The following is a 22,397-nucleotide window of genomic DNA, read 5'->3' on the forward strand; positions in this document are numbered from 1 at the left end:
ATCGAGGCTGGCAGCAGCGGGGAGGGGGCAGCTTGGCTGTCCGGGCCGGGTGGCAGGGGGTCAGGAGCCCCTGCCGGTACGGGAGGTGAGTGCAGGTCGGAACCGGCATGCATCAAAACTCTGCCCGGGTGCGGTCTGGGATTTTGAGCCGTCCTCTCTGGCCCCGGTCGCTCCTTCTAGTGCATCACTGTGATGTCCGGGTAGAGACTGGGATCGGTCCCGGCTCCCTCTGGGCTCTTCTGAGACGCTGAAATCCTTGACGCGACATCACTGAAAGGCTTTGTCGCGCCGATAGGGTGACGGCTTTTCATCGTCGTCATCCTATCGGCATTCCAAGCCCCGGCGGGGGTGGGGATGCGGCACGATCGGGGCCATGGCTGTTGAGGGGTGAGTGGAGGTCGAGTTGCACGGCGGTCCGCTGGATGGGGAGGTGATTCCGGTGGATCCGCTGGACCAGGGTCCGGGGGTGGCCACGGTGGCGCAGGGGTGCGCCGTCCTGGGTGGGAGGTCCTGGTACGGGCCGGATGCCAACGGCCGGTGGGTGTGGCTGGGCGACAGCGCATAGCGGGCGGCAGCTGGCTTGCGCAGTGGCGCCCCGCACCCACCCCTGCGGGCCCATGAGCGGCCCCGCAACCAACCAGCCCGCGCCCACCTCCCGGGGGCGCGGTGCCGCTGCGGGCCACGACAAGCACAGCGCAGCGCCCGCCCGGAACTCTCCCCTTGACTCCGCCGAACACCACCATTCCAGCCTTCCAGTCCCCCCAAGAGTGTCAGGTACCTAACCACGCCTCAAAACCGCTCCTGACCAGGTATGATGTATCCCGCAGGGAAACCGGGGAGTCATCACGAACGCCACCGTGCGTGCCACCGCGCAAGCCGCGCTCGAAACCCGCCCCGTATCCCACGCCCAAAGCCCTGCGGTGCGCTGCCCGTCCCCCGGCCAAGCTCCGCTCTCCAAAGCCTGCCGCGCCCTACGCTGGGCCTTGTGCTCCGGCGGCCGGGGAACCCCCGTACCCGGCCGCCGGGCCCAACCCCCCGACGCCGCTACGACAGCGGCACCTCCCGGCCCCGGCCGGGCCCCCGCAGCACAGCGCAGCGCCCCCGCTTCCCGAGCTGCCGCACCACCACGCGCCACTCCCCCACCCCACCACGGGCACAGGCAGGGCGGCTGACGAGGGAAGTCCAGCCGTGGTGAGTCCCGAAAACCACCGCTGAACAGGGACGATGCGCGCGCCCGCTGCGCACGGGCGCAAGTGATGGCGCAAGGAATGGCGCAAGGAATAGTGCAAGTGATGGCGCAAGTAATGCTGCCGGCCGTGGTGAGTGCGCACACAGGGCCTCTCCCGTGGAGCCGGCCCCCGATGCCCGGCCGGGACCGGGAGAGGTGAACAGCGGAGCGGACGGCAGCCGGGCCGGGAGGGGTACGCGGTGCCGGATCGGGGGAAGCCGGGCCGGCAGCGGGGGGCCGGCTTCCCCCGCGGCGGTCCGGTCGGCCCCCCGCTACCGGCCACGGGTGTGCGGCGAACGGGTGAGTCCCGGCATGGGCCGGGGGCGGGTGGGGCGGGGATGAGCGCGGCAGGCCTGCGGCAAGCACGGGGAGGGACGTCCCTGGTCGGTCTGTCCCACATGATGGCTGCACCCCCAGGCCCAGGGCCGGGGCCCGCACATTCAGGGCGCAGCCCCGACCCGCCATTGCACTTTTCGGCGGTATCACTTACCGGACGAATTCGATATGACGATTGCTGCCAATTAGACGGCTATTCAGCCATGGCAGTGCTTTCGGACCGTACCGCAATTCTTGGCATCGAGAAGCGGGCCGCGGCGCTGCCGGAGAGCGGCGCACGGCTCGCGGTGATGTCTTCGCCGCTGGGTGGGTGGCCCTTGGTGGGACCCCCGTGCCGAGTTGTCGGGGGACAACTTGGGGTGCTGGTAACGGGTGTGTCAGGAGCTGCGATCCGTGGGTGTGGGTGTCCGGGAACTGCGGGTGGTGACCATGCGTGTTCTTCAGCGGACAGCTGGTGAGTGTGCGGCGTAGGTTGGTGTGCCGGCCCGCGGCAGGCGGCTGCGGGCGGGATGAGGACCATGGGGGTGGGGGATGGCGCGTTGGGTGCGGTGGCCGGTCACGGTGGTGGCGGCGGCCGTGGTGTTCGGGGGGTGTCTGTGGGTGGGGCGGTCGGTGCCGTTCGCGTGGATGCCCGAGGCGCAGGCCGACCGGTGGATGGTGGCGACCGCGTTCGCCACGGTGGTGGGCACGGTGGCGGCAACCGCGGTCGGCTGGTGGGCCGGCCGCGAGCAGCCCGCCCCGCCCCCGCCGCCGGCGTCGTCGGGGTCGGGGTCGGGGTCGGTGCGCCCTGCGGTGTCGCAGGAGGCCACCGCTACCGGCCGGGCGCGGGTGAACCAGGTCGGCGGGGATCAGGGCACCGCTTCTTCCCCCGCCGGTGCCGGTGGCGGCGGGGGGCCGGGGCGGGTGGAGCAGAAGGCCCAGGCGTCCCACGACGCGTCGGTCACCCAGGTCGGGGGGCACCAGCGCACCGGGCGGGGGGACGATGACCAGCAGCGGCGGCCCTGACCGCATCTCCCAGGAGGCCACCGCCTCCGGCCGGGCGCGGGTGAACCAGGCCGGGCGTGACCAGTACCACAACGAGTACGTCGACAACAGCACGACCACGGTGTGGGGGGTGGGGGCCGGTCCCGCGCCGCAGGCCGTGGCCGGGCTGCCGGCCGCGGTGGAGCTGGTCGGGCGTCAGGAGCGCGCCGGTGAGCTGCTGGATGCGCTGGACCCCGATCGGGCGGGGCCGGGGGTGGTGGTGGTGACGGGGCTGGCCGGGGTCGGCAAGACCGCGCTGGCCCTGCACGCCGCCCACCAGGCCCGCGCCCGCGGCTGGTTCGGCGGGGGCACGCTGTTCGTGCACCTGCGCGGCTACGACCGTGCCGGATGCGTGAGCGGCAGCCAGGCGCTGGAGGCCCTGCTGCGGGCGATGGGCATCCGCGACGAGGACCTGCCCCCGACGACTGGGGAGCAGGAGAGCCTGTACCGGTCCGCACTGGCCCGCCGCGCGCAGGCCGGCCCGGTTCTGGTCCTGGCCGACGACGCCTCCGCCACCGGGCAGCTGCTGCCGCTGGTGCCCGCCGGTCCCGGGCACCGGCTGCTGGCCACCTCCCGCGACACCCTGGCCAGCCCCGATCTTGCCGCCCGCCTGATCAACCTGGACCAGCTCACCCCCCGGTCGGCGGCCGACCTGATCGCCGGAGCTCTGACCCGGGCCCGGCCCCAGGACCCGCGCCCCATCCAGGAACCCGGGGCGCTGCAGGAGGTCGCCGGATGCTGCGGGGGGCTGCCGCTGGCGCTGACGATCGTCGCGGCCCAGCTGACCGCCGACCCCGGACTGCCCATAGCAGGCCTGGCCGACGCCCTCGCCGACGCCCGCACCCGCCTGGAAGCCCTGCGCTACCAGGACCGGGACGGGCGCTCTTTGGGCGTGCAGGCCGCCTTCGAGCTGTCCTACCGGCGCCTGGAGGAGGATCCCGCGCGTCTGTTCCGGCTGCTGTCGCTCAACCCCGGCCCCGACGTGGCCACCGACACCGCCGCCGCCCTGACCGGCCGGCCGTTACGGGCCGCCCGGCAGGACCTGGCCGCGCTGGCCGGGGCGGGCCTGACCGGCGAGCAGCCCGTCGGCTCGGGCCGCTGGCGCATGCACGACCTGACCCGCCTGTACGCCGCCGAACTGTGCCAGCGCCACGACCACGGCCCGCCCCGCGAGCAGGCTCTTAACCGCCTGCTGGAGCACTACTACACCACCACCGACGCCGCCGACGACCACCTGCGCGCCCTGCCCGGCCAACCCGTGCCCGACCGCTTCCCCGACGCTGCTGCCGCACTGGCCTGGCTGGACGCCGAACGCCCCAACCTCACCAACACCGTCCCCCTCGCCGCCACCACCGGCCACCTGCCAACCGCCGTCTCCCTGGCCGAGTGCCTGACCGTCTACCTCCGCCGACGCCGCCACTTCCACGACGCCCTCACCACCACCGAACACGCCATCACCGCCGCCCGCGAACTCAGCGACCGCCACAGCGAAGCCCGGGCGCTGAACAACCTCGGCCTCGCCCTGCGGGAGGTGCGCAGGTTCGAGGAGGCCATCGACACCCACACCCAGGACCTGGCCATCTGCCGCGAACTCGGCGACCGCCACAGTGAAGCCCGGGCGCTGAACAACCTCGGCCTCGCCCTGCAGCAGGTGCGCAGGTTCGAGGAGGCCATCGACACCCACACCCAGGCAGCCGACACCTTCCGCGAACTCGACGACCGCCACAGCGAAGGCACGGCGCTGAACAACCTCGGCACCGCCCTGCAGCAGGTACGCAGGTTCCAGGAGGCCATCGACACCCACACCCAGGACCTGGCCATCTGCCGCGAACTCGGCGACCGCCACAGCGAAGCCCAGGCGCTGAACAACCTCGGCCTCGCCCTGCAGCAGGTGCGCAGGTTCGAGGAGGCCATCGACACCCACACCCAGGCAGCCGACACCTTCCGCGAACTCGACGACCGCCACAGCGAAGGCACGGCGCTGAACAACCTCGGCACCGCCCTGCAGCAGGTACGCAGGTTCCAGGAGGCCATCGACACCCACACCCAGGACCTGGCCATCTGCCGCGAACTCGGCGACCGCCACAGCGAAGGCCAGGCGCTGAACAACCTCGGCAACGCCCTGCGGCAGGTGCGCAGGTTCGAGGAGGCCATCGACACCCACACCCAGGCAGCCGACATCGCCCGCGAACTCGACGACCGCCACAGCGAAGCCCGGGCGCTGAACAACCTCGGCACCGCCCTGCAGGAGGTGCGCAGGTTCGAGGAGGCCATCGACACCCACACCCAGGACCTGGCCATCTGCCGCGAACTCGGCGACCGCCACAGCGAAGCCCAAGCGCTGGGCAACCTCGGCCTCGCCCTGCAGGAGATGCGCAGGTTCGAGGAGGCCATCGACACCCACACCCAGGCAGCCGACACCTTCCGCGAACTCGACGACCGCCACAGCGAAGCCCAAGCGCTGAACAACCTCGGCCTCGCCCTGCAGCAGGTGCGCAGGTTCGAGGAGGCCATCGACACCCACACCCAGGCAGCCGACACCTTCCGCGAACTCGACGACCGCCACAGCGAAGCCCGGGCGCTGAACAACCTCGGCACCGCCCTGCAGCAGGTACGCAGATTCGAGGAGGCCATCGACACCCACACCCAGGCAGCCGACATCGCCCGCGAACTCGACGACCGCCACAGCGAAGGCACGGCGCTGAACAACCTCGGCACCGCCCTGCAGCAGGTACGCAGGTTCCAGGAGGCCATCGACACCCACACCCAGGACCTGGCCATCTGCCGCGAACTCGGCGACCGCCACGGCGAAGCCCAAGCGCTGAACAACCTCGGCCTCGCCCTGCAGGAGATGCGCAGGTTCGAGGAGGCCATCGACACCCACACCCAGGCAGCCGACACCTTCCGCGAACTCGACGACCGACACGGCGAAAGCACGGCGCTGAACAACCTCGGCAACGCTCAGGATGCGATGCGTCGGCCTCGGGGACTGCCCGCACTGTGGCGAAAACTCACACGCTGAAGGCGAGAAGGATCCGCTGCGGGCCACCGCGATGGCGGGCCATGACGAAGTCATGACCGACACCCGGGATGGATGGCGATCGGGGGACGAGTGCAATGGGCTCGGAGTCCGATCAGTCCTGCGGTGTGTGACCTCGAACCTGCCCCGGCGTCGGCGCCGGTCCGAACGGCGCGGCTTACGCCTTTGGCCTGTCGGCACCGTCCTCGCTCTGGCCTTCGCCGCCGCGATCACGTGGCCGCCGCCGTGTTCTTCGCCGGGTGGGACCTGCTCGGCGCCCAGGGCCTGCAACCCGAGCACCGGCCGACCTCGAAGACGCTTTTCGAGCTGGTGAAACTCTCCTTCGGGGTGGTCGCGGGGGCCGGCGCCCTGGTCGCCCTGGTCGTGGCCCACCGGCGTCAGCGGGTCGACGAGGTTGGCGCCCTGCGCGATGCCACCCGCCCGCACACCGAACGCCTCACCGTCTCCCAACTCGGCGACGATTCCGCCGCGGTACGCCCCGGCGGCGTGCACGCCCTGGCCGGTCTCGCCGACCACGCCCCCACCCGCGACCTGGCCCTGGCCGGGCTCGCCGGACGGGAAAACCGCGTGTACGCCACGCTCATGGACGGGGCGGCGGTGCTCGCGTGTCATTGCGTGCCGCCGGTCAGGGCGGTCAGGGCGGTGGTGAGGGTGGCGGCCAGGGTGAGGACGGCGGTGAAGGCAATGGAGGACGGGAGCGGGAAGAGCACGGGCGGGAGCGGCGACGGCTCCGGAGGCGTCAGCGCCCCCGCCAAGGCCCTGTTGAAGTTCTCCACGCCCCGCGACCCGGCCGCGCTCGCCGCGTTCATCAACCTGCGGGTCCTCAACCCGGAACACGAGCACTGGCGGCGCGGGGTGGAGGCCGCCGTGATCTACGCCCGGGAACACGGCGACCTGCGAGTGCCGTTCGCGTACCGCGTCCCGGCCGGGGACGAGGCCGAAGCCGCGGGGTGGCCGGCCTCGCTCGCGAACTTCCCGCTGGGGCAGTGGACCGCCGACGCCCGCCGCTTCTACGCCCGTGGGGACATGGACGAGGACCGCGTCACGCAGCTGGACAAGCTCGGCATGGTCTGGTCGCACTTCGACGTTGCGTGGGAAGAGGGTCTGACCGCCGCACGCGGGTGGGCCGCCGAAAACGGGCACCTCCTGGCGCCGCTGGACGCCACCTTCCAAGGCGCCGCGGTGGGCATCTGGCTGAAGAACGCGCGGGCCGCCGCCCGGAAGGCGCAGCAGATCGAGCAGCGGCGTGCCGAGGGGCTGCCGGTTCAGTCGTCGGCTGGTGCGATGTCGTCGGCCGGTGCGATGTCGTCGGAGCGGCGCGAGCAGCTGGATGAGATCGACGCGTCCTGGTGCCCCGCGTGGCCGGTGACGTGGCAGCGGTGCTTCCACCTGACCCGGCTGCACCTGGACACCGGCGGGACGCTGCCCACCACGACAGGCGAGGTCGTGCGCCAGGGCGAGGATCTGGGGCGGTGGGTGCAGTCGGTGAGGCTCGGGTGGGACCAGCTCACCGGCGTGCAGCAGTGGATGTGCGAGCACGTCCTCGGGATCGAGCCCGCGGGCGAGGACGAGAAACCGAGGCCGCGCACGGGCCAGGCCGACAAGTGGGCGATGCACCTCGCCGCCGCCCGGCAGTTCTTCGAGCGCGAGGGGGCACCTTCGAGTGCCGCGCAAGCACGTCGAGACAGTCACCGTGGGCAGGGCCGACGGTGAGGACCAGGAGCAGCGGGACCTCCGGCTGGGTGCATGGGTCGGGAACCAGCGGTCCCGAGCGGCGACCCTGACCCCGGAGCGGGTGGAGCAGCTGTCCCTGGTCGGGATGCGGTGGTCGTGGGGCTTGTCCGGGGGCGCCTTGGGCTTGCGCTCGCTGTCGGCGGGAGGCTTGCCCGGGTCAGGGGTGACGGCGGGAGAGCCAGCCGCCGGCCTTCTGCTCGGGCACCTGGTCCTGTTCCCGGCGCTCGTGCTCGGTCCGGCTCGCGGCCTCGACGGCCTGGTCCTCGCATCTGTCGCACAGCGTCGGATGCCACTGTTGCCCCGGCTGCGGGTATGCCTCGGCCGTCTTCCATCGGTCGTCGGTGAACTTCCTCCCGCAGTCGGCGCAGACGGGGCGGCGGGTCTCACGCTCGGCTGCCTTCTGCTCGGCCTCGCGGCGCAGCTGCGCCCGGTATTCCTCCTGGCGGGCCCGCATCTGCTCCTGCTCCCGGGCCTGGGCGGCGACTGCGCGGGGGTTGCCGATCGCTTCTGGGAGGGGCTGCATGTGGCCGCGGCCGAAGCGCAGGAACACCGGGTCGGCCGGGCCGTGTGCGCGCAGGTTCCGCAGTCCGGTCGCGATGATCGGGATTTTCCCGTCGTAGAGGTGGTGACCGCCGCGCTGCCGCTCCCCTTCCCACAGGTGCCGGGTGAGTTCTCTAAGGCGCGGGACGGTGCGGTCAGGGTTGCGGTCGCCGATGCGGTTGAACACCAGCAGGACCGGCGGCTGCGGTACGTCCCCGATCCGTCCTGCGGGCACTGTCCAGCGGGTACGCCACATCGGGCGTTCTCTGCCGTCGGTGTCCTTCATCCTCCGCTTGAAGAACCGGGCGTACTTCTCGAGCTTGTCGGCAATCTCCTCAGCCGTCTCATGGCAGTTGTCGACCTCGATGAACAGCAGAGGTACGTCGTCCTGTGGCGCGGTCAGGACGATGTCGGCCTGGGCACCGCCCTTGCCGGGAGCGTTCCAGGTACCGGTGGCAGGCAGCGATACCTCTGTCCAGTACGACGCAATGGTGCCGATCCCGCCGGGAGCGTCGACGGCGACCCGGGCGGCGGCGACCGCTTCGGCCGGCTCGCCTGTGAGCCTGGCGAGGTTCGGCTTCGGGCGCAGCATGGCGATGACGGTCTCGTTGACGGCCATGGGGTGGGAGGCGCCGCTGGAGCCCGCGCCGCGGGCGGTGGAGCCCATCTCCGTCGGCGGGCGGTGCAGTTCGTAGGAGGCGGCTTGAAGGCCCTTGGGGGTCAGGTTCCGCAGGGTCTGTCCGGTCCGGGTGGTGCCGCCGTTCTCGGCGAGGCCGTGCCTGCGCATGTCGGAGAGCGCGCCGGTGTGCGCGGCGGTGCGGGCCGTCCTCCGTTCGGAGGCAGTCGGCTTCGTGGTGTGGCGGTAGCTCAGGTGCGGAGCGCCGATGCGCTGGATCTGGTCGGCCGTGGCCACCTTCAACACCCCGAGCACGCGCAGCACATCGCCGCGCAGATCGTTCGTCGACCCCGCCGGGTTGGTCTTCCGCTTCCCCGCCATCAGCCCTGCCCCCTTTTCATCACGCGCGGCCGGCCACCGGCCAGCCACCGGCCGACCGCGCCCGGCCCGGGAGCGGCGTGCGGCCCCCGGAACCCGATGATCTCCTCCCATACGGACATCAGCAGGAGACAAGAGGGTCGTGACGGCATGGAATTCGCGCCCATTCCGGGCCTGAACAGGTAGTTTTCACGTTCCCGGGGTGCCGGGCACCAAAGTGGGTTCCCATGAGCCGAAGCACGGTAGTTGTCACATAGGCAGTCTTGTTGTCACCTGCGAGATGCGGCGCCGGAAGGTCTCAACTCTTGACGGCCTCTGCGATCTGCTGGGCGGCCTGGGCGGGGGCGAGGTGCGTGGTGTCGACGACCTCGGCCTCGGCGTGCAGCCACGTGCGGGCCGCCTCGGCGTAGGGCTCGAGGTATTGGAGACGGAACGGGGAGTTGGGGCCGAGAACGGTGTCGCCCGCGATGCGCGCGCGGAGGGTGTCCTGGTCGGCATGGAGGACGAAGTGCCGGACCGGAATGTCGTGCTGGGCAAGGCCTGAGCTGATCTCGCGCCAGTACTGCTCGACCAGGACGGTCATGGGCATCACCAGGGCTCCGCCGGTGTAGTCGAGGATGCGTCGGGCGGTTTCGACCACGAGGGGCCGCCATGGCGGCCAGTGCTGGAAGTTGTCCGTCGCGGGCAGTCCTGGCTTGATGTCCATGAGTGTCTCGCCGACCTTCTCGGCGTCGAACACCCGTGAGTCCGGGATCAGCTGCTGGACGAGCGCACTGGTCGTTGTCTTGCCTGCGCCGTGGGTGCCGTTGAGCCATACGATCATGGACTTGACGCTAGCGCCGTGTGGGCCACGTGGACAGGCAGAGTAGAAGATCCGGTGCGGTCGATCACCTTGGCGAGTTGCTTGGCGTGGTCTTCGAGTAGCGGCTTGAGGGCGCCGTAGTAGGGCTGGTGGTCAGCTTTGCGGAGCCAGTGGAAGACGTTGTGTCGCTCCCGGGTCCAGGCGGCGCGTAGTGCTGGGTCGGGTGCGATGTGCGGTGGGCAGGGCGCGAAGTCGGGCTCGCCTTCGGTGACGAGGGTCCAGATGTAGGAGCTGACGGCCAGGCGTCTGCGGTCGTCGCTGATGGGTTTTCGATGGTGTGTGAGGACCGGGATTTCTCCTGGGTCGGCCTCTGCGGGCTCAGGGAAGCGTCAATGTCAGTGGGCTCTGCCAGGGTGTGCGTCGTGGATGAACTGGTGGAGCGTGTCGACGATCAAGATCGTGTGCTGGGGATGGTGGTCAGCCGCCGGCAGGCCATCCAGGAGGGTTGGCTGCACCGAGTCGCCGTGACGGTGTGTCGTGATGAGCGTGGACGGTTCCTCGTCCACCGACGGTCGGAGCAGGTATCGCGCTTCCCCGGGCTCTATGAGGTCGAGGTCGGTGGTGCCGCAAATGTCGGCGAGTCCTATGAACAGGCCGCCGCGAGGGAGCTGGCCGAAGAGCTGGGCATTCGTGCGCTGCCGCGCCTGCTGTTCACGTTCATCAACCGCAGCGGCTTGAGCCCTCACTGGCTCGGCGTGCACGAAGCCGTGGTCCCGGACGCCGTGGTCCCCGATCCTGATGAGGTCGCCTGGCATGGCTGGCTGACCGAGCCCGAGCTGCGGTCGGCCCTGCTGGAGTGGCGCTTCACCCCCGACAGCCACGAAGCCTTAAGTCGGTATTTGGCGTTCCGGACCGCGCGGTCCTGACCTTGCCCATCACGCTCAGGCTCAGCGTCTATCGATCGCCTTGGTCAGGTGCTCGGTGTGGTCTTCGAGCAGCGGCTTGAGGGCGCCGTAGTAGGGCTGGTAGTCCGTTGTGCGGAGCCAGTGGAAGACGTTGTGCCGCTCCCGCGTCCAGACAGCGCGTAGCGCTGGATCGGGTGCGATGTGCGGTGGGCAGGGGGCGAAGTCGGGCTCGCCTTCGGTGGCGCGGGTCCAGATGTAGGCGCTGACGGCCAGGCGTCTGCGGTCATCGCTGATGGGTTTTCGGTGGCTTGTGAGGACCGGGAGCTGAGCGAGGATGTGCCACCACGTCACCGGCGAAGTCCAGGGCCAGCAGCACCCGGCTCTCCTCCAGGCTTTCCGCGCCGTGATGACGGCCGGTGCTGGTCAGGAACTGCAGGCCAGGACGGTGCCGTTGGTCCCGGCGCCACGTGAAGTGCCGCATCGGGTCGCTCGTGAGCACCGGCTCCTGTACGAGATCGTGCACCGAGCAGGACGCATCGTCCCCACTGGCCCGCCACGAGACCGCCCACCGTCTCGTCCAGCCGTCGTCCAGATCTAGGCCGGACCTGCCCGCGTCGACGTCGGTCGGCACGAAAAGGTCCTCCCAGCTGCACTGATGCGACCAGACGGACCCGGGGTCAGCGGCTTTGCCTACCCTTCCCGACCCAGCACGTGTAGCAGCCATGACCTCATCGAAGCGCCGTGGAGAACCTCATGCTCCCGATCTTTGTTTCTGGTGACAGAAAGACTGCTGAATGAGCGTCTGTGACAAGTCAGATGCCTCGCTGGTGACAACCAGGCTGCCTCGACCGTCCCCATTCACCAGCTCAGCCGGTCCCGCTGGTGACAACTCCTGAGCTTCGGCTCATCCCAAGTGGCCCTCGAAGTGAGCCCCGCAGGGGCCCACTTCGGCTTGCCCGGTACAGCCCGGCCATCAGCAAAACCGGTCGTACCGTGGCCGCACTGCCCGACGACACCGAGCCCTGCGCCGACTCCTTCACCCCGGACGAGATCGGCGCCATCCACCTCACGGCAATCCGCGCACGGGCCATGCACACCCCGCCGCTGCTGCGCCGGGCATCGGTCACACCACCGCGCACCTCACCCGCCAGATCCTCACCGACGAACCGGAGGACGTCCCCCGCGCTCTGCAGGCGATGCGCGATAAGCACCCGGAGCGGGCCCGCGCGGCGCACCCCGTGACCGGTGCGCACCGGTAGCCGCACCACCGCGCACCTGGCGCGCATCGCCTGCGCATCGCCTGCGCGCGCCGCCCACTGGCCGGTGCGCACGGCTGGGAGCGGTGCGCAATCGCCGGGCGCACCGGTGCGCACCATCCACACGGAATCCCGTGCACCAGGTGGGGGCCGGTGCGATGCGTTTGCCCTCGACCCGGGCCCAGGCCAAGGGGAAACGCACAGGTGCGCACCAGGGTGGATGCGGCGCATCGTCGGTGCGCACCGCCGCACCGTCAGCGCGCACCGGCCACACCGGCTGGTGCGCACTCACCATGCGCACGGTGCGCACCGCCGCATCGGGTGCGCTGCATCGGGTGCACTCAGCGGCTGGCTCCTCGCCCTTGGTGCGGTCCGGGCTGTTCGCGACGGTGCACCCGCTGGTCGTCTTCGCGCACCTTGCGCGGTGCGGGGGCGTCCTCCCGGTCGGCGTACCGGTCCATCGTCGTGCGGGCCCGGTCGGCCGCCTTCGTAAAGGCGTCCTGGAGGCGGCGCAGCCGCTCGGCGGTGAGGTTCAAGGCTTCCACGTCCGTACTCGGCTCCTCCAGGGCCCGCAGCGCCGTGTGGGCCCGGTCGGCCGCCTCCGTGAAGGCGTCCTGGAGGCGGCGCAGCCGCTCGGTGGGCTCGTTCTCCGGGCGGTCCGGCACGGTGTCGGCGTCCCGGTGCGTGAGCAGCTGCTCGGGCATCGCCGCTTGCTGGTGCGCGGCGGCGTCGTACACCCGGCCCCGCCCGGCGGTGGCGGTGCGCAGCTTCTCCCGCACCACCGCGCCGGCCAGGACGGCGCGGTCGTAGCGCAGCGGGACGCGGGGTGTCTGCCACTGCCCCGGCTCCTGGTGCGGGGGCCGGTGCGCGGCCGGTGCGCCCGGGTCGGCCGGGGCTTGCCGGTCCGGGTCGGGGACGGTGGCCGGCGGGCGTCGGGCGGGTTCGAGGTCGGGCAGGGCCCACCGGGCGGTGTAGAGGCGGTACTGCGACATCCGGCCGCGCAGCGTCTTCGGCTCGCTGATGTCCAGGCAGTACGCGGCGAGCGCGGCGTCCACGATGTGCTCGTCCAGGCAGGGATCGCGGCGGCGGCCGCGCAGGACGAGGGCGAGGTGACGGCGCGCTTCGGCGAGCAGGTGCCGGCGGTGGAACCGGCCTCCGCCGTTCATCACGAACACCATCGCGGTGACGTCGACGGCCGCCAGGGCGACGTCGACCACCGCGGCGACCCGGGACCGGATCGCGGCGGCCGCGGCGCGGGCGCGCTCGAGGAGCGAGTCGATGAGCTCCACCCCGAAGTTCAGGATCGCGCTCGCCTTCCACCAGGCGCGCAGCTGCGCGAGCGGCCGGGCCCTCTGCTTCGGCGGGCGGGTCATCTTCGCGGCGATCCGGTTCAGCTTGGCGCGGGCCCGCTCGGAGACCACGGGCAGGAACCGCGGCTTCCCGTCGCCGTCGACGGCGGTGACGTACTCGTGCTCCAGCTCCTCCAGGCAGGCGGCGATCTGCTCGCTGCGGCGCGCCGTCCATCCGATCAGCTCGTGCGGCACCCCGGCGACGTCCATCACCGGGCGGCGCCCGGCGGTGACGGTGCGCGGCTCGGAGGCCAGCCCCAACGCCTCACACGCCTCAGCCATCACGACTTCGTTGTAGAGCGCCGACGCGGCGACAGCCGTCTCGTACAGGGCCTCTGTGTGCACCGAGCCCCAGGTGCCGTCCAGACGCTGAGCTTTGACCGACAGCAGGAGGTGATCGTGGAGCAGCGGCATCCCGGAGCGGGCCTCGTAGTGGCGGAAGCGCGCGGCGACCAGGCCGTGCGCGGGCCGGGTGCGGTAGACGCCGCCGGCCCCGAACCGGATGACGGCGACGTCGTCCTCGATCCAGGTGAGCACCCGCTCGACGGCCCGCTCGTGCGCGGCCTCGATCGCCTCTCGCGTCTTGTCGTCCCCGAGCGCCCACAGGAGGTTCAGGGTCGGCTGCGGGCGGAAGACGAGGTCGACCCCGGTGACCTTCACCCGCCGACCGAGCGCCCCGGCCCGCCGCGCGGCCGCGGGCGTCTGCCCCGCTGCCGGCCGGTCGGCCTCGATCCGCTCCGCGTACGGGTGCCGACCTTCCCCGAACAAGGACCGCAGCTGCGCTTCGGTGACTTCCTCCCCAGCCACCAGGCCAAGGACGGCCAAGCCCCGGCCCATCCATCGCCCGGCCGGGACACCGGCCTCCTCCTGGACCTCGCGGAGCGGCGTGCGGGCCGGACGGCGGCCGTCGCCGACGACGACCCGGCACATGTAGTAGCGGTACATCTGACCGGCGGTGATCTTCGCGATATCCATCATGGAGACCACGCCACACATCCCTGACCTGCAAGGAAAGCGCGATCACCTGCACGTCCCTCCAGACGGGAGCAGCGGCCGAACCTTCCTCCCAGGCGCCCACCGGGCGGGAACCGGCTCCGACCAGGCAACGAGTGTCATCGCTCTCCAGCACCACCCTCCCCCCCACCACAGACACCCACCAAGGGACTTCCCCACCACCAAAGGAGCACCGCCCCTCTAGAACAGGCCGGGAGCGGGTCTCCGGGCCCGCCACGTCGTGTGGCGCCGGATCGGAGGCCACTCGATCCTCACCGACCCCAACCGATGCGCTCTTGCGGGCGGCGGGCGGCGGTTGATTGGCTGATTGTCCCGTTGGCCAGGAGGGGAAACACCGTGGCAGCGAACGAGGCCGTGACCGAGTCGGATCACCTGAAGTCGTTGATCATCAGCACCGCGCAAGAGCTGTGGGAGGACAAGGATGCCCTGGGCAAGTTCTTGAACGTCGTCCGGCGCAGCGAGGGGTTCGTCAAGTTCGCCGACACTCTGGCGCAGTCCGAGGTCCGGCCCGCGAAGCCGACGTTCTACGGCGTGAAGAGCACCGAGTTCCAGGACTGACCGAACGGCCGCCCGGCTCCCTGCCGGACCAGCGGCACCATCACGGCAGAGGGCCGGTTTCCCAGATTCGGGAAGCTGGCCCTCTGCGGATTGTCCAGCCGGAAGTGTCCCGGCCAGGAGACTTCCGAGCGCCCCTCCCCCGGTACCTCCGGCCCTGTCCTGCGTTCATCACATCGGACGGCGGGGCGGCTGCCCTTTGTCGCGTCTTGGCAGGGAAGGGATTCGTCGGCCCAAAGGAACGGCGGCACCCCGCGTGGGCACCGCACATCAGAAGTGGAGTCGGCTGTGGCACCTGTACCGAACGGCGTCTACATGATCGCCCGTCCCGGCGAGCAGCTTCTCACGATGGAGGGAGGTTCGTCGGAGCCCAAGACACCCGTTGTGCTGCTGCCGCCCGCCGGCAACCCCGGCGAGCAGGAATGGCAGCTGGAGGTACTCGGCAACGGCAACTGCACGATCCGCAATCTCAGGAGCGAAACCTGTCTTTCCTTCGACGGCGGCCCGGAGATGAACAAGCCGGTCGTCGGATACCCCGAGCCGCGCGAGTGGGCGCTCTACCAGAGCTCGCAGCCGCACACCTTCCACGTCGTCGTCCCTGGAGGCCCCGTCGACGGCCAGGAGCTGGCCCTGGACCTCAGCCTGCTGAAGATCTTCCCGCCCCGCATCGCCCTGAGGCCACTCGACGTCGACAACCCGCGTCAGGCGTGGACCTTCCAGTTCATGGAGTGAAGGCGTGAACCGGGTGCCCGGGTCGACCGCCGACCCGGGCACCACCCCGAAAGGGCGACCGTCCTCACTACGGCCGCTCACCGGGGCGGGGATGAGCGCAGCAGGCCCCGGGCGTGCACGGGAAGGGACGCCCCTGGTCCGGTCCGTCCCTCATGGATGGCTGCACCCGGTGAAGGCCCAAGGCCGGGGCCGCAATTTCAGGGAGCGCCCCGGCCCGCCAAATTCACCCGGTAACCGGGCCACTTACCGCACGAATCACACGTGGCCAATTTCCGGATCGGGGACGGCAGTCCGGCCGCGAAAGCCCTGTCCGGCATGGTGCTTTCCTGCCGGAATTCCTGGCATCGAGAAGCGGGCCGTGCCGCGCCGGGAGCAGCGCACCGCCCGCGGCGCGATGGTCTGCTGTCAGCGGTTGGCACCCTGACGGACCTCCGCCATTGGTCGCCATTGGTGGGGAACAACTTGCCCGGCGGTGACGGCTTCTCAGGTGGTGCCCGGCTCAGGCGGCCGGGCGCTCAGGCGCTCCACCGCTTCAGCGAGCGCGGCTTGTCCGGTGACCAGGGTACCCACCGCGTCGGCGATGGTGCGCAGCGTGCGGCCGTGGCCCTCCAGCACGGTGCCGTGGGCGTCCAGGGTGCGGCTCTGGTCGAGCTGCGTCTCCCGCAGTGCGCCGAGGGTCTGGGTGTGCGCACGCAGCGCGGCCCGCATCTCGGCCACGTCGCGGTCCGCCATGGAGGCCAGGGTGCGTGTGGCCGCGTTCTCCTCGCGCAACCGGTCCACCTCACCCTCCAGCGCCTCCAGGCGCCGGCGCAGCTCCTCCACCTCGCTCATGCGGTCCATCCTCTCAAGGGGGTGCCCGCCCCGGTAGGGCGGTGGGGTCTGGAGGCGCTGTGCGCCCCTGCGGCGGACGATCACTGCCCGGACGGGCTTGCCGCGGGGGGCCGGGGGGTGATCGTCCGCCAGAGCGGGATCAGACCGGCGCTGGGGGCCTGCCGCCGCTGCGGCTGTGTGTGGGTTGTCTGCGGTGCGGCAGGAGTCGCACACGGTGCCCAGGGCGGGATCCACGCGGTAGTGGGCGCAGCTTTGGCATTTGGGCCAGCCCAGGTGTCGTGCGCAGTGCGACCTCACCGCCGCCCTCGAACGGCTCCGCGCCGACGGCCGGCTCGAAGTGGCCCTCACCCACGGCGCCGACCCGCTCCACCTCGCGCTCGTCTTCGGGTATCGATGAGAAGGCCGCCATCCGCTACGCGGACTCCGCCCGTCGGCTTCTCCAGGTCGGCATCGAAGCCGATCCAGCGTGTTCGCCACGAATCCACGGGACCATCCCCGGCAATGGCAGCCCTGGACCTCGGGTTCCCGCTGAAGAACCTTCAGTTTTCGCGAACTCGCGGGGATCTGTGCCCCGGAGTCCTGCCTCTGACCCCAGAGGCAAAGTTACCAGCCGGTTGCTTGTCGTATCGTCATACAGTGCCTTTCTGGTCTTGGGAGACTCGTCCCAGGCGAGGGAGGGGAGCGCCGTGCGGCTTGGGGTGGTCGCCCCCCGACGTGGTGGAGTGCTGGACATTGGTGGACGGCAGGTCCGGCCCAGCGCCGGGGAAGGATGGGGGTGGCTGGTGGGACGGGTCGGCAGATGGGTGACGGCGGTCGCGGTCACCGTCGCCGCGTTCGCCGTGGCGACGTGGCTGTGCGGGGCTCTGGTCCTGGCGCCGGTGGTCCAAGACGACGCCACCCGATGGGCGGTGGCGTGCGGAGTCGGCTCCGCAGTGGCGGCCCTGGCCGGCATGGGCGGCTACGGGTACGCCACCGGCTGGCAGCGGACTCCCGCCCTGTCGCCGGTCACGGCGCCGGGGGAGCGGTCGGTGGCGATCGGCGGGGACAACCACGCGCCAATCACCACCGGCGGCACCACGGCTGCGGCACCGACCGCTGCCAGCCCCGCCCCGGCCCCCTCGCCCCCGGCAGGCCCCGCCGGGCCGGCGCAGCCCCCACGGGGCGCGGCCGCCTTCGGGGAGCGGTCGGTGGCGATCGGCGGGAACAGCCACGGGCCGATCACCACAGGCGACACCGGTCAGGGGCCCGCATCGTGACGCCACGGTCCACCCGGCACAGCGCGGACGGCACCAGCAGCCCCGCACCCGGCGCGGCCACGCCGTCACAGGCCCAGACCTCCGGGGAGCGGTCGGTGGTGGTCGGGGGAAACAACCACGCCCCGATCCTCACCGGGAACAACGCCCAGGTAGTGAACCTCCCCCAGCAGCCCGGCAGCATGCCCTTATTGGCGCTCACGGCACTCGGCATCATCGGCGTCGTCGGCGTCGTCGTCGGCGGCGTGTACTGGGGGGGCGAGGCCTCGGGCGACGGAGGGAAGAACAAGACTGCGGCGCACGGGCCTTCGGTCGGACCAAGCAACTCCGGCTCCTCCTTGCCGACGGACAGCGACACCAGCAAGAAGGACGACGGCTCCCCAGGCCCGACCCAAAGCGCCCCGGAGGCGCCCAAGACCTTCGCCGCCCGGATCCAGTACACCGAGGATCGGGGCCCCAGCTGCGCTGACGACACTTCCAAGTGCAGGGGCGCCTACCTCTACTCCAGCCCGTACGAGGGCGGCGTGCCTGGCGAGCATCTCACAGAAAGCAAACCGATCACCGTGACCTGTGCCATCACGAACGGTCGGCACCTAAAGTACGAGGTGGGAACCGCCTACCGCGGCCCCAAGCCGCCGCCCTACAAGACCTGGCTCAAGCTGGACATCGGCAAGTGGGCGACCGCCGTGTACGTCGAATTCTTCAACGGTGTCAAGCTCACGGATCTGCCCACCTGCGCCTAAGACGCGAGGAAGGCCCTGGTAGGCCACGACTGAGCGGGTTGTCGGCGAGGACGGCCAGGAGCACGCGGTGCGCCTGGGTGTGTGGCTGTCGAACATCCGCAGCAGGCGGGGGATGCTGACCGCGGAGCGGGCGGAGGCGCTCAACGGGCTGGGCATCGTCTGGACGGCGTAGGACGACCCGCGCCGCGGCGCGTGTCGGTGGGCTGAGGGTGGTGGGCTGAGGGTGGTAGGGGTGGCTGTGGTGCTTCAGCGGATCAGGGTGCGCAGGACTGGTGTGGTGGCTCCGGCGCCGGTCAGGCCGGCGAGCACGGCGCCGGCTGCGGGGCCTCCGGTGAGGAAGGTCATCCCGCCGATGATCGCGCCGATGAAGCATGCCGTCAGGAGCACCACGGCGGAGTGCACCGTCAGCAACGGCGGATCGTCGAGGTGGCTGGGGGCAGGAGGAGTGCGGGGCGGCGGGGTGTTCGGGTTGTCGGCCATGCCTGAAATTCCAGCGCCGCAGGTGCTGTCGGCCTCCATGGCACGAACGAATGCGCATGGATGCGATCAGGCGGGAACGGCGCCGCACGCGGGGGGTGTTCGGCCGGACACCCCTCCCGGGTTCGAGGGTGTTCGCAGGCGTTCGGGCAAGTACGGCACTGTCCGGTTCCCGGTCATTTAACCTGGTCGGCACACACGACCCCGGGGGACCAGACACCGTGACACAGACGGCCAGCACCGCCGACGGCAGCGCGCAGCCGGGCGGGAGGTTCGAGGAGCAGTTAGCCGCACTCGCCGGGGATCTGCGCCGACTGCGGATCCAGCGGGGCGCGCCGTCCCTGCGCGGCATCTCAGCTCGCGCCGCCCAGGGCCCGACGCCGTTGTCGGTCTCCGCGCTCAGTGAGGCGTTCAAGGGAAAGCGGCTGCCACGGCTGGACTTCTTCATGGCCCTGGTACGCACGCTGCTCTGCTTCGACGAGGACGGGCAGCCGCACGCCCCGGTCGGCACCGCCCCGGAAGTGGCCGCATGGCGCACGCGCTGGCAGGCAGTGGAGACCGCGCGTGTGGAGGACCTGCGCCGGACAGGCGGCTCGCCCCGCCCCCCGCGCACCACCGCAGCGACAGCGGCACCCACCGTCTCCGACACCCACCCGGCCGACCAGGCCGCCCGGAGCACTGACAGTACGGACCCACAGACGCCCGCTCGCGGTCATGAGCCCCAACGGGCGGCCGCGGACGTGCGCGTCCCGTACAAGGAAGCCCCCGTCGGCGCCCAACGCCCAGAACACCGCAGCCGACCCGCGACCCAGCCGATTCCGAACGACTTCTGGTGCACCGCCACCTTGACCGGACACACCGGCCCGGTCGTTGCGGTGGCGTTCTCCCCCGACGGACACCTCCTCGCCACCACCAGCCTCGACCACACCGTGCGGCTGTGGAACCCCACCACCCGACAACCCATCGGCAACCTCACCGGACACACCAGCACGGTCCGTGCGGTGGCGTTCTCCCCCGACGGACACCAGCTCGCCACCGCCGGCGAAGACAAGACGGTGCGGCTGTACGAGGCGCAGCGACCAGAGCGGGCACTGGAGGGCCGGATTGGTGGTCCCGCTGCTCGCGCCCTGCTGGGCACATTGAGCACCGGCGAATCGGTACCTCTGGGCCCCGTCCCCAACGTCGGCCCGGTCTTCGCCCTGGCGTTCTCGCCCGACGCATACCAGCTCGCCACCGCCAGCCAAGACAAGACGGTGAGGCTGTGGAACCCTGCCACCCAACAACCCATCGGCACCCCCCTCACCGGCCATACCGCCCCGGTTTATGTGGTGGCGTTCTCTCCCGACGGACACCTCCTCGCCACTGCCGGCATGACACCACGGTGCGGTTGTGGAACCCGGCCACCCAACAACCCATCGGCAACCCCCTCACCGGCCACACCCACACGGTCGTTGCGGTGGCGTTCTCCCCCGACGGACACCTCCTCGCCACCGCCGGCCGTGACCGGACGATGCGGCTGTGGATCACTCCCTGACAGCAGGGACAAAGCCCCCGCCTCACGCGCCAAAGGACGACACTGGTGAACGATCGGGCCGGGGTACGGCATCCTGCGCAGCCTCACTCACATGCTGGACATCGCTCCCGTTTTAGATCAGCTACGCCCGTCCCGTGCAGCACCCCTGCCGCCAGAGGTGGGCGGACACCATCGACCGCACGATCGTGGTGAGGTGCCGCCCACCGGTGCGGTAGCCACTGCCCGACCCGGGCCTCGAGTACGGCCCGCTCGGGCGCTGGGTCCACGAACAGCGCAAGGCTCTGGGGGCGGGCGAGCTGGAGGAACGGCGCAAGAAGCTGCTGGACGCCGACGACGTCGGGATGGTGTGAGGGCCCGGCGAGGAAGCCTGGGAGACCAAGCTTGCGATGCTCCGCTCCATCCGGCGTGCGCACGGCCACCTGGCCCCGCGCCAGGACGCCGTGTGGGGCGAGAGCGGGGCCGAGGGCCTGACGCCGGTCGGGCAGCACATGGCCAACCTCCCCAGGAAGGGCGGGCTGAAGGCGATCACCTGGCCCCGCCAAGTCAGCACGGTGGCAGGGTATTCATGGAGAGGAAGGGCCTGGTGCGTTGGAGGGCTGTGAGGCTGGTTTCCCAGTCAGTTGGTGATCGTCTCCCACCCCATCAGGACCGCCAACCGCCGACCGGGTACGGCCGGTGAGCGTGGCTGTGGCGAGGGCCAGGGTGACGGCTGCGGTGATCAGTACTGTGCCAGAGGGCTGGGTGTGGGTGAGGAGGAGGCCTGTCACGGCTGCGCTGGCGCCGTAGCCGATGCCGCTTCCGGCGTATTGGAGGGAGTAGCCGACGGGGTGCAAGTCGGTGGGGAGGGACTGTTGGAGTGACAGGTTCCGGGCGATGAGCACGATGGCCTGGCACACCCCTGCCGCGGCAAGCAGGCCGGCCATGGCGCCGAGTACCGGGACCACGGCGAACGCGCCCGCCGCCGCGATGGTGCCGTACAGCAGAAGAGTGCTGTGGAGCTCGGGGCTGCCGGGCCAGGTGCGCAGCCCGTACAGGAGCCCTGCGAGGATGCTGGCGAGTGCGAAGCCGGTGAGCATGGGCCCGCTGTATCCGACGGGTTCGTTGCGCTGCTCGAGCAGCGCCGGCAGGGCAAGCTCGACGGTCGCCAGCAAATACATCGCGGCGGCGCTGGTGAGGTAGATCCGCCAGGCCGAAGCCAACTGCCTGGCAGTGCCGCGTGTCGGGCTGTCCGGCTCGGGACGCCCGGTCTTCTCCGGCAGGAGAAGCACGCAGACGGCGCCTACCGTCGTCGCCGCTGCGGCGACGAAGAAGGGCACGGTCGCCGACCAGTGCACCGCGGACGCGGCCACCAGTGCCGGAGAGGCCGCCCACACGGACATGTTCAGCGACGACTCCCAGCTGAGCGCGGAGTGCAGGTGCCGGCCGGGAACCAGGTCCGCCACCATGGCGCGCAATGCCCCGGGACCCGCGGCGCCCGCCGCACCTGCCGCTGCTGCCATCGTGACGGCCACGGGAGACGACGCGTCGGGGACGAGTGCCAGCGCGGCGAAAAACACCGCGCTGACGAGGAGCCCTGCGGCGATCTCTCTGCGGAACGACCGGCTCCGCAGCCGGATTCCCAGCAGCGGGGCACCGACGGCCTCTGCTGTCGTGTAGGCGGCCGCCATCATCGCGCCGAGCGCGTAGCCACCCGTGGTCTCCCGGGCCAGGAACACGAACGCCAAGGGCGCCATCGCCACCGGCAGCCGACTGGCAGCCACCGTGAACGACCAGATGCCCATGTTCCTGCTGACCAGACCGCGGTACGACAACGGCGTCTCCTCTTGCCTCGGGTCGGTGCTGTGTCAGGTCGCGGAGTCCCGGCTCCGCGCGGAGGCCAGAAGCTGTTCAAGACTGGCCTCCAGGCACCGCCCTCCGTCCCAGGTCGGCGCCAGGATGACGTACTCGACGGTACCGCTGACCCGGTGTGGGTCTGTCAAACGAGCGGTGTAACTGGGGTAGTTGGGGTTACTGGCGGGCTGCCGACAGGCGGCCGTCGAAGGTGATGTCGA

Annotated in this window: 19 protein-coding genes and 3 pseudogenes; 14 read left to right on the forward strand and 8 right to left on the reverse strand. The window is 71.0% G+C overall.

Features of this window, described 5'->3' with window-relative positions; translation table 11 throughout:
• Nucleotides 1–2,095: 2,095 nt before the first annotated feature.
• From IEY86_RS33715 to IEY86_RS38550, 4 genes and pseudogenes are all read left to right on the forward strand, one after another.
• Nucleotides 2,096–2,569, forward strand: coding sequence for a hypothetical protein (locus IEY86_RS33715; RefSeq protein ID WP_189135718.1), 474 nt, complete (start codon nt 2,096–2,098; stop codon nt 2,567–2,569).
• The gene (locus IEY86_RS37740) at nt 2,547–5,609 is read left to right on the forward strand and encodes a tetratricopeptide repeat protein (protein ID WP_189135719.1); all 3,063 of its coding nucleotides are present in this window, start codon (nt 2,547–2,549) and stop codon (nt 5,607–5,609) included. The genes IEY86_RS33715 and IEY86_RS37740 overlap by 23 nt, the downstream gene beginning before the upstream one ends.
• A gap of 231 nt (nt 5,610–5,840) precedes the next feature.
• Nucleotides 5,841–7,340, forward strand: coding sequence for a helicase associated domain-containing protein (locus tag IEY86_RS37200; protein WP_444545857.1), 1,500 nt, complete (start codon nt 5,841–5,843; stop codon nt 7,338–7,340).
• Nucleotides 7,321–7,398: pseudogene (locus IEY86_RS38550) on the forward strand (hypothetical protein); the annotation flags it as partial. The gene IEY86_RS37200 and the pseudogene IEY86_RS38550, both read left to right, overlap by 20 nt.
• 120 nt (nt 7,399–7,518) lie before the next feature.
• Here IEY86_RS38550 and IEY86_RS33745 read toward each other — a convergent pair.
• Both IEY86_RS33745 and IEY86_RS33750 read right to left on the reverse strand, forming a co-directional pair.
• Nucleotides 7,519–8,898: a replication-relaxation family protein gene (locus tag IEY86_RS33745; RefSeq protein WP_189135721.1), complete on the reverse strand. Its 1,380-nt coding sequence runs from the start codon at nt 8,896–8,898 to the stop codon at nt 7,519–7,521.
• Nucleotides 8,899–9,193: 295 nt separating this feature from the next.
• Nucleotides 9,194–9,718, reverse strand: a complete 525-nt coding sequence (locus IEY86_RS33750; protein ID WP_189135722.1) for an AAA family ATPase — start codon at nt 9,716–9,718, stop codon at nt 9,194–9,196.
• Between the two features lie 371 nt (nt 9,719–10,089).
• On the opposite strand from IEY86_RS33750, the gene IEY86_RS33755 reads away from it, so the two are divergent.
• A complete protein-coding gene (locus tag IEY86_RS33755; protein ID WP_189135723.1) occupies nt 10,090–10,623 on the forward strand; it encodes an NUDIX hydrolase in 534 nt (177 codons plus the stop codon).
• A 21-nt stretch (nt 10,624–10,644) separates the two neighbouring features.
• On the opposite strand, the gene IEY86_RS33760 is transcribed toward IEY86_RS33755, so the two are convergent.
• Nucleotides 10,645–10,953, reverse strand: a complete 309-nt coding sequence (locus IEY86_RS33760; RefSeq protein ID WP_189135724.1) for a hypothetical protein — start codon at nt 10,951–10,953, stop codon at nt 10,645–10,647.
• Between the two features lie 1,246 nt (nt 10,954–12,199).
• Entirely contained in the window at nt 12,200–14,185 is a 1,986-nt protein-coding gene (mobF, locus tag IEY86_RS33765; protein WP_189135725.1) for a MobF family relaxase, read from the reverse strand.
• Nucleotides 14,186–14,557: 372 nt separating this feature from the next.
• Between mobF and IEY86_RS33770 the strand changes: the two genes are divergently transcribed.
• Together IEY86_RS33770 and IEY86_RS33775 are read left to right on the forward strand one after the other, a co-directional pair.
• On the forward strand, nt 14,558–14,779 hold the full coding sequence (locus IEY86_RS33770) for a hypothetical protein (RefSeq protein WP_189135726.1): 222 nt from the start codon (nt 14,558–14,560) through the stop codon (nt 14,777–14,779).
• Between the two features lie 285 nt (nt 14,780–15,064).
• On the forward strand, nt 15,065–15,508 hold the full coding sequence (locus IEY86_RS33775; protein WP_189135727.1) for a ricin-type beta-trefoil lectin domain protein: 444 nt from the start codon (nt 15,065–15,067) through the stop codon (nt 15,506–15,508).
• 483 nt (nt 15,509–15,991) lie between these two features.
• Here the strand turns inward: IEY86_RS33775 and IEY86_RS33780 are convergent, their stop codons facing one another.
• Complete coding sequence (locus tag IEY86_RS33780) at nt 15,992–16,339, reverse strand: hypothetical protein (RefSeq protein ID WP_189135728.1); 348 nt, start codon at nt 16,337–16,339, stop codon at nt 15,992–15,994.
• A 259-nt stretch (nt 16,340–16,598) separates the two neighbouring features.
• On the opposite strand from IEY86_RS33780, the gene IEY86_RS33785 reads away from it, so the two are divergent.
• The 4 genes from IEY86_RS33785 (at nt 16,599) to IEY86_RS33800 (ending at nt 18,507) form a co-directional block, all read left to right on the forward strand.
• On the forward strand, nt 16,599–16,736 hold the full coding sequence (locus IEY86_RS33785) for a hypothetical protein (RefSeq protein WP_189135733.1): 138 nt from the start codon (nt 16,599–16,601) through the stop codon (nt 16,734–16,736).
• A gap of 385 nt (nt 16,737–17,121) precedes the next feature.
• The gene (locus IEY86_RS33790; RefSeq protein ID WP_189135734.1) at nt 17,122–17,595 is read left to right on the forward strand and encodes a hypothetical protein; all 474 of its coding nucleotides are present in this window, start codon (nt 17,122–17,124) and stop codon (nt 17,593–17,595) included.
• The gene (locus tag IEY86_RS33795; RefSeq protein ID WP_189135729.1) at nt 17,592–18,335 is read left to right on the forward strand and encodes a hypothetical protein; all 744 of its coding nucleotides are present in this window, start codon (nt 17,592–17,594) and stop codon (nt 18,333–18,335) included. Before IEY86_RS33790 ends, IEY86_RS33795 begins: the two co-directional genes overlap by 4 nt.
• A 67-nt stretch (nt 18,336–18,402) precedes the next feature.
• Nucleotides 18,403–18,507: a helicase associated domain-containing protein gene (locus IEY86_RS33800; protein WP_189135730.1), complete on the forward strand. Its 105-nt coding sequence runs from the start codon at nt 18,403–18,405 to the stop codon at nt 18,505–18,507.
• A gap of 74 nt (nt 18,508–18,581) precedes the next feature.
• On the opposite strand, the gene IEY86_RS33805 is transcribed toward IEY86_RS33800, so the two are convergent.
• The gene (locus IEY86_RS33805; protein WP_189135735.1) at nt 18,582–18,815 is read right to left on the reverse strand and encodes a hypothetical protein; all 234 of its coding nucleotides are present in this window, start codon (nt 18,813–18,815) and stop codon (nt 18,582–18,584) included.
• A gap of 443 nt (nt 18,816–19,258) precedes the next feature.
• On the opposite strand from IEY86_RS33805, the pseudogene IEY86_RS38370 reads away from it, so the two are divergent.
• The 3 genes and pseudogenes from IEY86_RS38370 to IEY86_RS37210 form a co-directional block, all read left to right on the forward strand.
• Nucleotides 19,259–20,170: pseudogene (locus IEY86_RS38370) on the forward strand (WD40 repeat domain-containing protein); the annotation flags it as partial.
• 98 nt (nt 20,171–20,268) lie between these two features.
• Complete coding sequence (locus tag IEY86_RS38375) at nt 20,269–20,346, forward strand: WD40 repeat domain-containing protein (protein WP_373287132.1); 78 nt, start codon at nt 20,269–20,271, stop codon at nt 20,344–20,346.
• A gap of 245 nt (nt 20,347–20,591) precedes the next feature.
• Nucleotides 20,592–20,864 (forward strand): annotated as a pseudogene (locus tag IEY86_RS37210) (helicase associated domain-containing protein); the annotation flags it as partial.
• A 45-nt stretch (nt 20,865–20,909) separates the two neighbouring features.
• Here IEY86_RS37210 and IEY86_RS33815 read toward each other — a convergent pair.
• Together IEY86_RS33815 and IEY86_RS37215 are read right to left on the reverse strand one after the other, a co-directional pair.
• Nucleotides 20,910–22,157, reverse strand: a complete 1,248-nt coding sequence (locus IEY86_RS33815) for an MFS transporter (protein ID WP_189135731.1) — start codon at nt 22,155–22,157, stop codon at nt 20,910–20,912.
• 33 nt (nt 22,158–22,190) lie between these two features.
• A partial coding sequence (locus IEY86_RS37215) for a hypothetical protein (RefSeq protein WP_229699006.1) occupies nt 22,191–22,397 on the reverse strand: 207 nt, incomplete at its 5' end.

Origin of the sequence: Wenjunlia tyrosinilytica, assembly GCF_014646055.1 — a bacterium.
Lineage (GTDB): Bacteria > Actinomycetota > Actinomycetes > Streptomycetales > Streptomycetaceae > Wenjunlia > Wenjunlia tyrosinilytica.